The organism is Bacteroides xylanisolvens XB1A (genome assembly GCF_000210075.1).
GTDB classification, from domain to species: domain Bacteria; phylum Bacteroidota; class Bacteroidia; order Bacteroidales; family Bacteroidaceae; genus Bacteroides; species Bacteroides xylanisolvens.
Window position 1 is genome coordinate 3538377 of record NC_021017.1, and the last position, 16888, is coordinate 3555264.

Annotated in this window: 9 protein-coding genes; all 9 read right to left on the bottom strand. The window is 41.8% G+C overall.

Translation table 11 applies throughout. From position 1 onward, the window contains the following. Window positions 1-86: 86 nt before the first annotated feature. Window positions 87-1415, bottom strand: a complete 1329-nt coding sequence (locus BXY_RS13815) for an MFS transporter (protein ID WP_004312643.1) — start codon at window positions 1413-1415, stop codon at window positions 87-89. 102 nt (window positions 1416-1517) lie between these two features. Continuing rightward, the gene (locus tag BXY_RS13820) at window positions 1518-3269 is read right to left on the bottom strand and encodes a RagB/SusD family nutrient uptake outer membrane protein (protein WP_004312644.1); all 1752 of its coding nucleotides are present in this window, start codon (window positions 3267-3269) and stop codon (window positions 1518-1520) included. 22 nt (window positions 3270-3291) lie between these two features. Then, window positions 3292-6834: a TonB-dependent receptor gene (locus BXY_RS13825; RefSeq protein WP_008642873.1), complete on the bottom strand. Its 3543-nt coding sequence runs from the start codon at window positions 6832-6834 to the stop codon at window positions 3292-3294. A gap of 23 nt (window positions 6835-6857) precedes the next feature. Further along, window positions 6858-7844, bottom strand: coding sequence for a FecR family protein (locus tag BXY_RS13830; RefSeq protein WP_004312646.1), 987 nt, complete (start codon window positions 7842-7844; stop codon window positions 6858-6860). Window positions 7845-7967: 123 nt separating this feature from the next. After that, window positions 7968-9050, bottom strand: coding sequence for an SGNH/GDSL hydrolase family protein (locus tag BXY_RS13835; RefSeq protein ID WP_004312647.1), 1083 nt, complete (start codon window positions 9048-9050; stop codon window positions 7968-7970). Between the two features lie 39 nt (window positions 9051-9089). Continuing rightward, on the bottom strand, window positions 9090-10028 hold the full coding sequence (locus BXY_RS13840) for a glycerophosphodiester phosphodiesterase family protein (protein ID WP_008020125.1): 939 nt from the start codon (window positions 10026-10028) through the stop codon (window positions 9090-9092). Between the two features lie 13 nt (window positions 10029-10041). Then, entirely contained in the window at window positions 10042-10923 is an 882-nt protein-coding gene (locus BXY_RS13845) for a PL29 family lyase N-terminal domain-containing protein (protein ID WP_008642877.1), read from the bottom strand. Window positions 10924-10935: 12 nt separating this feature from the next. Beyond that, window positions 10936-13356, bottom strand: a complete 2421-nt coding sequence (locus BXY_RS13850) for a PL29 family lyase N-terminal domain-containing protein (RefSeq protein ID WP_229037500.1) — start codon at window positions 13354-13356, stop codon at window positions 10936-10938. Window positions 13357-13386: 30 nt separating this feature from the next. Beyond that, on the bottom strand, window positions 13387-16731 hold the full coding sequence (locus BXY_RS13855) for a PL29 family lyase N-terminal domain-containing protein (protein WP_008642881.1): 3345 nt from the start codon (window positions 16729-16731) through the stop codon (window positions 13387-13389). Window positions 16732-16888: the final 157 nt, after the last annotated feature.

Genomic DNA, 16888 nt, shown 5'->3' on the forward strand with positions numbered 1-16888 from the left:
AAAAAGGGGATGTCCACGCAAAAATACGAAATAAATTCATATGAGGACGAAAAGAACTCACGTTTTTTATGATACTGACAGTTCTGTTAATCCTTTGATCTCACATTCCACACCAATAAAGCGAAAAAAACGGAAAGTAATGCTGCTCCGATCCAAAAAATATTGATGTAAGAAAAATCATAGATTTCTTTACCATCAACGATGCTTTTGTGCCCTTCAATGAGAACTCCGCTCATTATATCTTGTATACCTGCTCCGATGTAACTGGCAATGCCTACAATACCTAACGCTGCACCAGAAGCGTTCCGGGGAGCAATGTCGACAGCCATTAATCCACCCAAAAAACAGAGAAGTACTCCGATAGCGGTTCCGAATAGTACCATGGATAATGCGTCTATCCAGAAGTGGACGCCCGGGACTAGTAGAAACAGGCATAGTGCTGCTACATTCATCAAACCGAAGATAAGCGCAGGAGCATTTCTACGTCCATTGAAAAACTTGTCGGAGATTACCCCGGAAAACATCGTACCAATAATTCCACAAACCGAACTGATGGAGATGATAAAACTGGCATCTAACGTAGAATACCCTTTCTGGGCTTCCAGATAAAAGACTCCCCAACTGTTCACTGCATATCGGCTGACATACATCAACGCACTTGCGATGGCAAGTATCCAAATTGCCGGCATCATTAACGCCTGTTTTTGTGCCTTGTTGAAGTCAGCTTTATCATCGGTTTCATCTTTTATTTGTGGATGATTAACTGCTGACAGTCCTTCACTTTCGGGAGAGTCGTGGAAAAAGTTCCAGACAATTAAAACTCCGATTATTCCAATACTACCGGCTCCTATGAAACCATATCTCCACCCTAAAACGCTCACAATGGAAGCGACAATGATGAAAGTCATAGCCTCTCCGATATTGTGACTTGCCGACCAAAAACCGTAGAACGACCCTCGTTTCTTGTCCTCAAACCAACGGGATAGTCCGACTACACAGGAAGCTGCTCCCATTGACTGAAACCAGCCGCTGATTCCCCATAGTACGGCAAATAGAATAAAAGAATGAGTGAACCCTAAACATAAGTTAGCCAAAGCGGTAATCAGTAATCCGGTGGACATGAAGCGTCTGATATTACTGCGGTCTGCTAGAAATCCATTGGTGAATTTTCCGATGGCATATGTGAAAAACAGCACGGCACCAATGATACCGAGTTCGGTTTCTGAAAATATACCTTCTTCGACAATCGGCTTTTTTACTACATTCAGACTAAGTCGGCAAACGTAATAAATACCGTATCCGGCAGTTGCGGAAAAAAAGGTTGCCCATTGTAGCTTTTTGAGCTTCTTCTTGTTCTCTTTAAGAACTGGTGCAGGAGTACTGATTTGATAGAATTTGATAAGTTGTTTTAACATGGTAATTAGTGTTTGTTGCTTTAAAAAAAAGCAATAGTGATAGTAAGGTGTATCGGGGATTACCGATACACCTTACTGATAAAAATATAAATTGTGGATTAATTAGTAACTTAAGCCGTCTTCCCAACCCGGATTTTGGGTCAGAATGCCTTGTGTCAATACGCGTTGATCGGCAGGAATTGGCCATAAATAGTCTCTTTCCTCTTTCCAGTCATTGCCATAAGTAACTTTAGGAAATCCGATAATATAGCCGGATGTACCATTGGAGAGGTAAATATCCTTATCCAGTTTCTTTTTATTATCACATTGCGAAGTAGCTGTGGTTTCGTAGATTTCCAAATCAGGTTTTCCGTCTCCATCCATGTCATACGTTCCTACTCCAGGAATATAGATGCCGTAGTAAGGAATGTACTGATTGAACATTTGTTTTCCTTCTTTCCATCGGAACAAATCCCATTGTCTCAAGCCTTCCATAACTAATTCAATGGTACGTTCGCGACGTATTTCGAGAATGACTCCTTTGTTCGCTCCCTGCTCAACGTTCGGATAGCAGGTACCCAAATACGGATCAGGATTGTTGTTGGCGTCTGTAAGAATCAAATCCGGCATTTTTGCCCGTTCACGAATTTTATTGATAGAGATATCCAGATCTTCTTGTTTAAGAGTTCCTAATTCTGCTTTAGCCTCGGCATAATTCAGGTACACTTCTGCGGCTCGCATCAGTGGCCAGTCGGAGGTACTTTTGGCGGCTCCGTCATGGTCTTTCGTTCCTACGAATTTGATAGGTCTGTATCCGCAGTAGGCAGTTAAATCATTAGCAGTAACGGTGGTTTCTCCTTTCTGGATATAGTTCGGGCAAAGTACAGTTTGTTGTAAGCGTGGATCACGGTCTTTTACCTCTTCCGTATAGAACATAGTTTCATATCCTTGTTTATCTGTGAAACGCGTTCCGTCAGTCATCAGGTAGTGATTCATAAACCGGCGGGTGAAGCCCATCTGCAGATTGGCGATGCTGAATTGTACGGAATGTGATAATTGTAGACCTTCGAAGTTATAAGCTCTTGCCAGTACAACTTCTGTTGTTTTGGCATTGTCCGCACAGAACATATCTCTGTAAGGTTCTGTTCCTTCTTTATACAGACTGAAGCCGCTTTCATCAATAAACTGCTTGGCAGTGCTTGCTGCAATTTCCAGATATTTCTCATAATTGTCCAGTCCGTGGTATTTCCGATAAGTTCCTTCATAGAGTGCAGCTTGACTGGCAAATGCCAGTGCTGCCCATTTAGTGACTCTTGTATTCCGAGTGTCTGTGCTTTTAGTTGGTAAGCTGGTGGCGGCATCTTCGAAATCTTTGAGGACCCGATCCATCACAAATTCGCGTGAATCTCTGGCTTTAGCCAGTAATTCCTGATCTTCCGAACCTAATACCTGATCATACCAGGGCACGTCTCCATAACGACGTACCTTTACGAAATAGAAATAAGCTCTGAAGAACTGTGCCACACCGTTATATTGGCTGCGGGCGGTTTCATCATCACAATTGGAGGAATGTTGCAGAAAATAATTGATGTGACGGAGTTTGCTCCATGACCATCCGGTTTCGCTAGCAGCCGAACGGGTACCTTCAATCACCTGTCCCATGCCTTTGTCAATCATATCGTCTGCATTTGTACCGGCTGAAGCGTCCGGTTCATCCAGCAAAGTATAAAATTGATTGGTCCATAACTCCAGGTCGGATTTATTTTGAAAGTAATTCTCCGGTGTCACTGCATTTTCCGGTAGGAGTGTCAGGTCGCAACTACTGAACAGGGTTGTCACCATTCCCAGGATAATTATTTTGTTGATAGCTTTCATACTATATCTGATTAATCATTAATTAAAAAGTAATATCTACTCCAACAGTATAAACACGTGGATAAGCATATCCCGAACCTGTGTTGGATGAGTAAGTGCTACTAGAGATAGCCAATTCCGGATCAATGGTTTTATTATGCTTCTTCAGAGGCGACCAATAATATAGATTCTCTCCTGAAACATAAACACGGACTTTTTCGAAAAAACGCTTGTTGATGGGCAGGGTATATCCGATAGAGAGGTTCTTGAAACGCAGATAAGCAATGTTCTGTATATATCGGTCATTGACTGTTCCGAGTGAACCTCCGGAGTAGGATTGATAACCTCTGATGCGTGGGAAGAAGGCATTTCTGTTGTCTTCTGTCCAACAGTCTTCCGGGAATGACTTTTCTATAAATGAGGTAGAAGGGAAAGAGTAGGGGCCCCAGAAAGAATTCGCTCCTTGTGAACTGGAACTGGAGGACGGATACCAGTCTCTTTTACCGATCCCTTGAAAGAAAGCAGATACGTCAAAACCATTCCAGCTTGCATCCAGGCGGAAAGAATAGTTGTATCTTGGAGTCGTATTTCCGATGATCCGTTTGTCGCCCGGGTCATCTACGGTTCCTGCTCCTGCTCCGATCACGTTGTCTCCATTCAAGTCGGCAAAGCGTACATCACCGGCACGTAGATAACCGTCTACTTTACTACTGTAAACACGTCCGTTCACGGCTTTGTCATTAATCTTTGCCTGATATTCCGCAGCTTCTTTGTCTGTTTTAAACAATCCGTCTACATGGTATCCCCAGATTTCTCCCATTTTCTTTCCTACATAGTGGTCGGAAATCAGTTTGTCCGGGTTGTTGTATTTGGTGATTGTGCGCTGGTAATCTCCCAAGGTAGCTTGTATCCCATATCGGAAAGGCTTGTTGGCTACTTTGAACGAATCGTTCCATGAAACAGATAATTCCCATCCGTTTGTCCGTAAGTCAGCGCAATTGGCTTTTGGGGTAGAAGCACCGTATACATCCGGTAAAGTCAATGAGGTGGTCAGCATATCCGTTGTTTTACGGACGTAATAGTCGGCACTCATACTTAGACGGTTTCTAAGGAATGACATATCCAATCCGACATTGTATGTTGTAACAGTTTCCCAGGTCAGCCCGGAAGAGATTGGATTGGAAATTTTCGCATAGTATGCTTTTCCTTCTCCATCAAAGGTATAACTGAATTGGTTATCGGAAGTGATTGTTTGCAGATAAGCGTAATAATCTACTTGTTGGTTACCCAGACTGCCGACAGAAGCACGTAATTTTAAACTGCTCCACCAGTCACTTACAGGTTTGAAGAAGTTTTCTTCAGAAATTCTCCACCCTGCTGATACCGAGGGGAATATTCCCCATCTGTCTCCTTCTGCAAATCGGGAAGAACCATCAGCACGGCAGGATACCTCAAGCAAGTATTTGCCCATGTAGTCATAGTTGATACGCCCAAAGAAACCAAGAGTCTTATAGGCACTGATATCTTGTGATACGGTAAGCACACTTTCGGGTGTTACTGCCGAAAAGGAGTCGAGGTTATCATTGGACAAGTTGGTCATGGAAGTATCTTTGTTGACATTACGGTAAGTCTCATACTGACTACCTGCCACCACTTTAAGATTATGTTTCTTTGCCCATGAATGTTCAAAAGTAGCATAGTAATTCAGCATATGAGTGACGGGGAAAGATTCGTCTTCTTCATAGTTGTTAAAGATACTTCCGGAAGTGAATGTCTGTGTCACTCCCTGACTACGTGAATATTCAAATGAGTTGTTGCGATAGCGATACAGCTGTTTTCTTTGCTGATAACTGTAATTGGCAGTCAAAGTCAATCCTTCCAGTAAAGTAATATCAATCTGGTTGACTACAGACAAGAGTGTTCTGGATTTGGTGTTATGCCCTCTTTGAGATGTCAGATAGCCACCGTCGCCGGCTCCGAGAGGGGAGTTGGCATAAAGTTGGTTTGTATATTGCACAATTGTTCCGTCAGGATTGAAAGGCACGAATGACGGACTGATATTCGATTCCAGACGAGCAATGGTCATTGCATAATTGGAAGTTCCGTTATATCTGTAATTGTTGTTGTCCAATCCGATATTTGTCGACCATTTTATCCATTTATTCAGTTGGGCATCCATCTTGGCACGGAATGAGTAATCTTTATAGAGGTCTTTATCAATGTTGAACATACCATACTGCTGATAGTAGCGTCCACTGATATAATAATTCACCTTCTCGCCACCTCCGGTGATGGAAATGTTATGTTCCATCTGTGGGCGGGTGCGATTGTAGAAGTGTCCATACCAATCTGTATTTCCATAATAATAGTACTTCCCGTCTTCTCCGATTTCTACCCAGGGGCGTTCAGGATTCTCAGTCATATCATTCCTGCGGTCGTAGAGCTTCTGGAGTTCTTCATCTTCATACAAATACATATTCACACCATTGTATGCATGGTAGAACTTGTTGGCGAAAGTTACATAATCATACCCGGTACGGATAAAATCAGTGGAAGTCGTATTCTGTGTCCATCCGAAACGACCGTTATAGGAAATTTTGGCTTTTCCTTTTGTTGCGGCACTTCCCGATTTAGTGGTAATAAGTACCACACCAGCCGATGCTTTTGCTCCATAAATGGCACACGAAGATGCATCTTTCAATACAGAAATCGATTCGATATCATTTGCATTGACTTGATTTAGCGGTACTTCTACGCCATCACACAATACTAACGGCGTGCCACCGTTGACAGAGATACCTCCACGAATGTTTAATGAATACCCTGACTCGGGCGAACCTGTACCAAAAGTAAGATTTACAGATGGATCGGCTCCCTGCAATGCATTGGCAGCAGACACTACCGGGCGGTTGTTCAGGTCTTTACTAGAGATGGTGGAAACGGCACCTGTCAGGTTACTTCTGCGTTGACTACCGTAGCCTACTACGACTACCTCGTCAATCATCAGGCTGGAAGGAATCAGGCGGATGGTCTTGGTCTGATTGTCTTTTACATTGACTGTTGCCATTTCATAACCTACGTACGAAATTTCGATTGTTGAGGGTATGAAAGCTTCTAAAGAAAACTTTCCATCCAGATCGGTAATTGCTCCTTGTGCGGTTTCTTTGTTCATCACTGAAGCGCCTATAACAGGATTACCTTCTTCGTCATAAACAATACCGGTAATCGTCTGTTTCTTTTTCTCACCGGGCTTTTGCTGACTGGTATCTGACTTTTTACTGATAATGATACTATGCCCGTTGATGGCGTAGCTAACATTCTGTCCCACAAAAATCTGATCCAAAACGGCCTTAATAGGCGCATTAGTGGCATTGACTGACACTTTTTTACTCATGTTGATCTCTGCGGATTTGATCACAACAGAATAATTTTTGGTCTTATGTAAAGCTTCTATTGCTTCTTTTACAGTAACATTCTTTAATTGTAAGGTTATGTCTTGTGCTAGAATGGGTTGAGAGAAAAATATCATCACACAAGCAAACCAGATCGTTGATATATATTTTTTATAAATATTAGTTTGCTTCATATCAGGTTATACTACTGCTAATTTTATGGAGCTGCAGAAGTAATCAAGATTACTCCCTGACTCCGGGTTATGGACATTTGTCCGTCTGTATTGAGATTGGATAAAATCTCATCGAGAGTTTCCCCGTTAGTGAAGTAAGCAATGTAAGTGCTGTCACCTAGCTTTTGATCTAATATGATGATTCTGGTATCGAAATAATATTCCAGTTCCTTCACAATATCATTAAGGGGAAGATTACTGAAATAGAATCCTTCGTTTTTGGCCGGACACTTGTACAGATTGGCAAGGAATGTATCGCGGACAATCTTCTGTGAAGTTCGGTTATACTGAATCATTTCTCCTTTCTTCAAAATCTCATTAGGATGAGTTGGAGTTTTGAACAGTACCGAACCTTCTACGAGCGCGACTTCTACTGTCTCGATATTCTCGTAGGCACGGAGATTGAACTTTGTACCCAGCACCTGCACATGGACGTCACCAGCAGAAATGATAAAAGGCTTGTCCGGATCCTTTGCCACATCGGCAAAGAGTTCTCCACTGACAAAGATTTCTCTTTTATTTTCTGTGAAATCGGAAGGGTAAATTACTCGCGTGCCTGAATTGACATGGAGCGTCGTTCCATCCGAAAGAGTGAGTGTCTGATGCATACCGTGTGGTACGGTGATATCATTCCAGTGTGTATTTGCCTTCTTGTCAAGAAGTAAATATCCGGCTAAAAATAAGAGTGGTATAAAAAGGACGGCTGCCACACGCTGCATCCAGCGGATTGAACGCTGAAGTCCCGGGCGTGGTGTGCGGACCTGTTGGGGTTGAGTTGCTTTTTGAAATTTCTCAAAAGCTTTTTGAGATAACTCATGATTCTCCATTTGAATTTCAGAGATAATCTCACGGAAACTCTGGTCCACTAGGCTATTGTCATTTTCTGTCAACCACTTTTGGATTTCTATTTCTTCCTCGTGAGAACACTTATCATAGAAATAATCTTTTAATATGTCATTAGTTATCTTCATAGCGTATTTGTTTAAAGTACAAAAATGCATTTTTTTTCTTTATCAATGAGTATATTATGTTGATTATTTCTGAATAAGATATTCTATTTGGGATAGATTTGTATTTTTAATCTGATCTCATATTCATAAGCACTTGTTTTTATTTAGTATTTCGATTATTTTTTTCTCTAAATTCTTAGCCCAAAAGTAGTAGCCGAGGTCAGACGGATGGGTTCCGTCGGTACAGGTATCCCTGTTTTCGGGAGATGGCAACGGATTGCCTATCAGGTAGATATTCGGATATTTCCGGATGATCTCTTTCATAAGAGTTTCTACTATTTCCAGTTTGTCACTCTCCCTGGCTCGAATCAAGGTGTTAAATGCTTCATTGCCCCGTTGAATAGTTTGTACGAATATCAGAGGAGTCTTAGGGTGTTTGGCTACAATGATATCTACAAATGCTTGTAAACGTTCCTTGATTTGCATTGCGTCGGGGTTGGAAAACACATCAAATACAAAAGCATCGGCTTCGGTGGCTGCTATCACTTCCGCAAAATAAGACTGAAGTTTGGCATTGCCACTGAATCCTAAATTGCAGACATGTAAGTTTGTATTACGCTCTATTTGCAGCGGATAACTCATCCCCGGACGACTTGCTCCAATACCTTGCGTAAAACTGGAACCGAAGAATACGACTTTTTGCCCAAAAGGATTCGGGATCGTTTCGATTGAAGATCCCGGCTGAATGCCTATCTTCAGAGATTCGAGTTCGCTGTACATCGGCAGGTAAAGCAGACATTCTTTTTCCTTTGGCTCCATACCATACATCAGTGTGAATGCTTCGTTCCGTTTAGCAGGAGCTAGCGAATTGGCATATATCCATTCATTATTCTGTCTGATATAGAGGTCGAAGCCGGCAGCTGCTATTCCTGTTACATTATCTTTCCTGTATTCCCATTTATACGAGGGAAGCAGGTCAATCTGGGGTGAGTTGGTCCTGAAAACAACCGCTAATCCTGCTGAACATCTGGCTTGCTGGTTTTCTGATTTTGAAAATCCCTTGAAAGCTACCGTATCTATACGGTGATATAGATGTGGGGTAGGCAAGGCTTTTCCTACAAGGGTCAGTTGGGAGGCATCTACATAGCGGATGTCTTTTATACTTTGTCCCCATAGGATAGTCGGTGCCAAAAGCGAAGCCAAAAGGAGCAATCTGAAATTTCTCATGTTTTCTTATCTGGTAAATAGAATAATTACTTTCGGGGATTAATTGTGCCGTCCGATTTTCTTCAGGTAGCTGATTAATAACTCCGGTCGGTCGGTTTGTATGATGGATGTGCCGAGATCTAATACCTTTTGGTAAACTTCTGCCCCATGTTCAAAAGCATAGTCATCGTACATACCTGCTTCTTCACCTCCGCAGAGTGAGGCCCAAAGAGTATTTACCCAGATTTTAGAACCTTGTGCAAGTATATCCTTCATGCATTTTTTTACTTCCGAAGTTTCTTGCTGCCAGCATACTTCATATGCTAGAGGAATGATTTTCTTGTCCATATATTGACGGAACAAATCTTGTCCGCTTGGTTTGTTGATATCAATAATGGGCATGTACATCATGGCGTGTTTATACTTCTTAGCTTGTGCATCTACAAAATCAACCGACTTTTTACCTTTAATCAAGATTTGTTCTGTGACTCCCAATTCTTCTGTGATAGCCATTACCAAATCATAATATTGGTACCCTTGGTCTATGTTAACCACTATACGGTCTTTGCAGACGGCCAATGCTTCTTTTAAGGTCGGCATCTTGTATTTAGTGGGGCAGTTATGACCTGTTTTCAGGAAACAGCTTTTGATATAGTCGTAAGTTACGTCGCTGACTCTGCCTTTTCCTGTGGTAGTCCGGTCGATAGTACCGTCGTGACAAAGGACAAGTACACTGTCTGCTGTTAGTTTCAGGTCTAGTTCCATGACATCAACTCCCATGCGGATAATCGATTCGATGGCAGGGATGGAGTTCTCCGGATAATCCCGCCAGTCTCCCCGGTGGGATACTACCACTACATAGTCTGTTTTCGGATTGTGAATGGCTTCTACTATCTTTTGCGCATGTGTCTTGTCCGGAGCGACAGGAGTGACTGCAAAAGTGCCTAGAGTCAGCAACAGAAGAAGTCCGGTGAATAAGATTCTTTTTTTCATATTCATATCATTTTAAGGATTAATTTTTTTTGAATAAAAGAGGACGAAGTACAAGATGCTGAAGATCGTAAGCTGTGATGATCACATGACCTTCATCAAAATTGTTTTCGAATATTACAGTAAGGGTATGAGTCTCTTTGTCGATTGTTGCTTTTACGTTCACCGCTTGGGCAATAGTGACTAATGCTTCTTCTGCAGATGCTCCCGTTACTTCATATTCAATTTTTAGGGGACTGGAAAGATCGGTTATTTTTGTAACAGCATTTGCTTTTAACCTGAGATTCAGAGAACTGAACACTTCCAGTGTGAGTGTTTCCCCATTACCCAATGTGATTTTGAGATATCCCTCATCAGTCTTGGTAATATTTTTAAAAATGGCCGTCTCGTCGGTTGTAGCTGTAATAGGAGTCCCCTTGTTATCCTTGAGTATCTCACCATTGACTGTCCAGTAACCGTCGGCATTTACCCCCATTTCGGGGGTATAGCCACAGACGGGTACTTTTTTTTCGGTATCATCTGTGAGCCAGTTTGTCTCATTGCCAATAGTGGTGGTCCAGTAATACAACTGGTCGTCATCGTTGAGGCGTACACCGAGTATAGGGGCTTCTATTACATCTTCCTGGGTTGCTACAACAACTGCTTTTTCTTCATTATTGTTGTCTTTATAGGTAATAACATATTGCCCGTCCGAGTTTCGGGAAACAGAGGTAATTACATTTCCTTCCGTCAAATATCCCAGTTTTGAGATATCTTCATTGAGTTTATCCGCTTTGGTTTGAAGGGCGGCTATTCGCTCTTTGAAATCATTGAGCTTATTCTGAATCGAAGAGTCATCATAATCCCCACAACTGGTGAGCAGGAGGGAAAAAAGCACCGAACAGACAAAATATATTCTTTTCATATCTTGTGTCTTTTAGAAATTAATACTAGGATCGAAATTTTGGTTTGCATGACAAAATGCATTCTGGTTAGTGGCATCTGGTGCAGAAGTAGGATCGTCCTTATACTTGCTGTAATCACCGACATAGCCTCCACATACACAAGCCTTGCAATTGGTCCAGGTTGCAGTGGAAGCACCAGAATAACCACATAACCAGCCCGGACCATGTCTGTTGGTCCCATTTCCTTCGGTGAATACATCTCCCAAAACAGCACCTTTGTTTACGCAACCGATAATCTGTATGTTAGAGTGACCGATGATGCCTCCTGTGCGGACACTTAGGTGAGTCATGACATTTCCGTAATTCGTGCAGGACTCTACTGTATATTCCGGTTTGGTTTTCAGGTCGTCTGTACCTCCTACAATTCCACCCATACGTTTGTAATTGTAGGTCACACTCGCTTCTTTGCCTTCATGTTGCCCTACTTTGTCATCTTCAATGGTTCCTCTGTTGTCACAGTTGTAAATGTTACCATACATTAGTGTTGCTACAATTCCGCCCGTTCTTCCGCTCGGACAACTGATATCGCCATAGTTGGTGCAGTAATTCAATTTTCCTCCTTCTGCTTTAGCCATGAAGGCGCAGATTCCGGCTGTCTGCATACCTGTACCGCCATTAGCTGTATTGCTGATGCGTCCTGTACGGACAAATCCTCTGTTGGAACAACCTTGTGCTTTGGATTCTCCTCCAATGGTTGTGTTGACAATTGTACCTACCAGGCCGGAAAGTGCGTTAAATTCTCCGGATTTATTATCGGCTGTGAAGTCGATATTATAATAGTTGGTACAGCCCTCTATTACCGATTTTTTGGCGAAGCAGACAAGAGGAGCTATGACAGTATATTTAGATGCTGTTCCGCTCATCATCCAAGTTATAGTGGTACTGGCATCTCCTAAAACTAAATTTTTGATTGTCGCATTTTCTATCGAACCGAATAAACCATACGCCAATCCACCATTTGTTATATCTGCACTACAATTCAGGTTCTTGATAGCATGGCCTTGTCCGTTGAAAGTTCCAGTAAACGGATGTATGGAAACATAGGGTTCGGCCGTAGTATAGTTGGAAGCTTCTATATCACCGATAGGTGTCCAACTGGTCACGGATGACATATCAATATCATTCAACAATACTATCTCTCCGGCGTCATTCTGCCAGCGGGAGGTACTTGTTCCGTTATTTACGGCTTTTGCAAAATTAACTAGATCGGCAGCAGTACTGATTCCTCCTTTAGCTTCCACTTCTTTAGCTTCTTGTATCACATCGATACTTGAAGATATATTATACAGCGAATTAGAGAATATTATTTTCCCGGAACGTTCGTCACCCGTTTCATTAGCCAGAATGGTGAAGGCATGTGTGGTTGTAATTAATGCACGGGTTCCTTTGTAAGTGATCCACTCGTTTTCTGTACTGACCTGATAGAATATGTTGGCAGATATCTGCATTTCTATGTCCATTTGGGTGCCTTTGAGTTGGATAGGACCTACATGACCTTGGTATAGTGGATCGTCCAGAATTGCGGTACCGTATGTGAAGTATATCGGTTTCAATACGGTATTATTTCCTGCACTTGCCAGCAACAGAATATTTCCTTCAGTCGCTCCTTCTTTCATGGTAGCGATGAGGGTGGAAGAGGCTTTATCTATTTTGACTTCCATATTGTAGGCAGTAAACAAGTCTACATATGCATTTTCCGATTGGGTACCATATATTTCATATGGAATACTAACCGGAGTAGCATAGTCTGTTACTGCATTGTAAACCGGACTGTTGAACCGGATACCGAGTGCCTCTTGTAAACTCATACGCAATTCCTGACCGTCTGCCAGAATAAATACGGCTTCTCCTGTTTTATCATCTATATAAGCCGATTTGAATAACAGATTACTTAAATCATTGGCTAATACACCGGTGCTGGCGCCATTCACACTCCAATAACCGTTCTCGTTTATTTTAACGTCAGGCATCGTTCCGCCTATCGGAAATTTCTTTCCGTCACCGTCGAGAATGAATGTATAAGTCTTCCCTTTATCAGTCGTCTGCGCCCAATAGAATTTACTGTCAGTATCCTGTTTGGCCGTGATGATAGGAAGTTTGATGGCATCTTCTTGAGTAGCGATCGTAACGGTGTGGGTTTCCCCACCACCGTCACTGTAAGATATTACGTGGTTGCCATCGGCATCCTGACTGATTAAAGTGATAAACGAACTCCCGATCACTTTAGACAGTGAAGTCATTTGCTTGGTCAATGTTTCGGCTTGAGCTTCATAATCTCCGATCGTCTTTTCTATTTCGTTGAGGTCCTGCCAGATTCGTTCGTCGTCGTAAGAACTGCAACTTCCCAGAAAACAGGCAGATATAAATAATGATATACTTATAAACTTTTTCATATATTCAGTGATTAACATTCGTTTGATTCATTATTCGAGTACTCTGACATGCAGATAGTTCATACAACTTCTCTCACCTTTCGTATCCGACACGTGATTGATTACTTTTCCGATACCATTCTCATAAGTCCACATTACTGTAGAGCCTCCCCCATCGAAACGGATTACATCATATAATCCCAACTTTTTGCAAACACGGTAAGCTTCGTAGAAATCAAGTCCTCTGTCACTATCTGTCCTTCCGTCTACACAGAAAATAACAATCTTTGATTTATCCTGTGTCATACCGAGATTGGTGGTCGGGTTGATTGTCTCTGCATCTTCTTTTTTAGGAGGTGCAGAGTATACGCCATTATATACATAGCGGTACATACTGGAGTTGTGTACTTTGATTGGATTAGTAGAACTGCCTATTTTAAGTTCGGCACTGATTTGTACTTTATCACCGGTTTTTAGGTTTTGAACTAGTTCGTCAGCTTTGTCTCCTGTTACTTGCAGTACCCATTCATTTTTATCTGTTACGTATGGGGCTTCTACTGTAGTGCCTCGTCCGTCAATGATTTTAGTAATTGTGGCTTCAAAATCACCAGAGTTAACCTTTAGCGGTTGGTTGTTCTTGCCGATGATAAATAGGGCTTTAGTTCCTATCGGGTTAGTTAATCCGGGATGGGGCTCTTTTACATACCTGAAGGTGTACAAGTTTGCATCGTATGATGGTTTTCCACTCAAACGGACAATAGTATCATTGACTGAATAATATTCATATTCCTTGGTACCAACTTTCAGTTTGCCTGTGAAATCTCTTTTTTCGAAGCTAACCGTACGGTTGTCAAAGAAGGTGAATCCCCAGACATGATTAGTTAAGATAGAACGTACATACGGGTTATTGATGAATACCGGTTCTCCTTCTTCAATATGCATTCCTCTGGGGAAGCCGTCATGTGAATTGAAGAAGCCGGTATTTATACCTACAATAATGTTTCTTCCTTCATCTCTTCGTCTGGTACAAGTCTCCGATAAGGTTTCGCGGAGGACTTTACCATTATTTGAATTATTATTACCATTCGGGTTTGGGCAAATTTCGTCTGCCATGACTGTCTCGAATGTAACTTTGGGGTTGTTCATGTCAATTTCAATAGCATAGATATTTTGATTGAAATTGATAAAGGAGTAGTGTTTGTACACAATACCTGATGCTAGTTCACGGTCCTCGGTCACCTGCCAGTCATAGTATGCCTCATCCTGGTTAGAGAAATTATTGGCTTCTTTGGAGAAAGCTCCGTGACGGACAGCGTTACTGTAAGTTGCTCCCGGAGTATCTTCCGGATTATTTTTGTAAATACTGTAATCTCCAACTTTACCTCCGATATGACAATCTGTGATATAGTTCGTACCGTTTTTGGTGCCACTATAACCACAGGCCCATCCGGCACCATGTTTGTTGGCTCCATCAGCAGTTGCATCGGACAAGATGATTCCATTGTTTGTACACGATTGAACAAATCCGGCATTGTGTCCGACAAATCCACCTGCACGACTTCCGTTTTGGGAATAGACATTTCCGTTGTTAATACAATTTTTGAGGTATTTATCTGTATTTATACCTCCTGCAAGTCCGCCGATGCGTTTCACATTATATCGTTTGGAAGTTGAAGCAAAAACACCATTCACGTCATCTTGAATGACTCCTTCGTTAGTGCTGTTTTCAATAATTCCTTCCTGTAGAGTTCCTGCAATTCCACCACCACGCCCGGAAGGTGCACTGATATTTCCTTTGTTAATTGCGTAGCCGATATAAGCCTCATCATTTTCTATATATCCCGCAATACCTCCTTGGTTGAAAGCTGAATAGGCACCGGAAGCAGTGTTGACTATGTTGCTGCACGTCAGGTTACCTTCGTTGCTGCAACCGTTTGCTTGTGTTGTGTCGCCTATTTTATTTCCGTATAATACACCTGCTAAACCTCCCATTCGAACACCTACATTAGCAGCGTCTGTTCCTTCAAAAGATAGATTTATTTGGTTGGTACATGCCAGTATGCTTCCCTCACAATAGCCTACTAAGCCGCCAATAGCAGCTCCTTGCGGAGCTTTACCTGTAATGGTGGCATTACCCGAAATCACTAAATTCCTGATGACACCGGAACTGCCGAGTGCATTGAATAATCCATGGGCAATATTGCCGTCTTCAAGATTATATGTAAAAGTCAGATTAATAACTGAATGTCCTTTACCATCAAATACATCGTTAAAGGTTTGCTCGCCGATTGTATAAACCACTTTTGTATTGGCGTTGGTCGTATTGCTTGTTACATTACTTCCTGCACCGCTCGTCAACGTGATATCTTTCATATCAATATCGTTCAACAGAATAACGTTTCCTTCCGTATCTTTGAATTTACGCAAACTACTTCCACTGGTCACAGCATCTATAAATGCTTTGAAGTCTGTTGCAGTAGCAATGCCTCCGTTTTCAATGATAGGCAAAGTGAAGCGCATCGGTTTGATCAGTACGTTATCTTCAGTGTCATAAAGCATAATCATTGTTACCCCTTCTTCGAAATCATCAGCGAAGGTGACGACCAATGTTTTATTACTACTATTTAACCTGGCTTCTAATCCATCGTCGTTGCGTGTGATGAGCATCAATGCTTGTGCTGCCTTTTTCCCAATGATATTATAATTTAAGGTAAGGTTTTTTGTTCCTTCCTCTATAATAATAGGAGAAATGGCAGTCTGATCTGTATTTTTAAACTCCACATTAAATAGTGTAAAGGTATTGACCGATAGAGTTTCTCCGTTGCCTAGAGTAATTGAAGCAGTTCCGTTATCGTTCATTTCCACTTTAGTAATAAGTGAAGTTGTTTTTCCTTCAGCTTTAATCGGCTTTTGGTTGCTGTCTAGAATTTGCTGGCCGTTAATAATCCAATATCCATTCTCATCCACTCGTATTTGAGGGGCGCTACCTGATACCGGTATTTTTTGTTTGTTGGCATCCAGCAGGAAAGTCGTTTGACCTTTGGTGGTAGTAGTCCAATAATATGTTCCGGCTTCTTCTTGTATTCCGATAATCGGACTGGAAACCATTTGGTCAGTGGTAGCAATGGTGAAACTATGCTCAATATTGTCACTTCCTTTATAAGAAATGACATAACCACCGTTAGCAGCTTCTGTGACAGAGGTGATGGCTCCTCCTTTCACAATCTGGCTCAACGCATTCGCTTGCAGTTGTAAACTGTTTAGCTTCTCTTTCAGTTGATCGAGATCTTTGTAGATTCCATCAATGTCCTTCCAGGCAGCCGAGTCATCATAGTCATCGGTGCAACTGCCAATCACGGGCATGAGTAGCAGGAATAAAAGTAGAAAATTTCTCATGTTCTTTAAATAAATTGATTCAATGGTTAATAGCGCGCTATGTGTGATTCGTTTCTATAATGAAGAACACATCATCTAACGGGGGTACGTAATCGGATTTGAACTTTTTTTTAAAATCATCACTATTTTCAATAAGACTTGAATTTTTCATATTAAT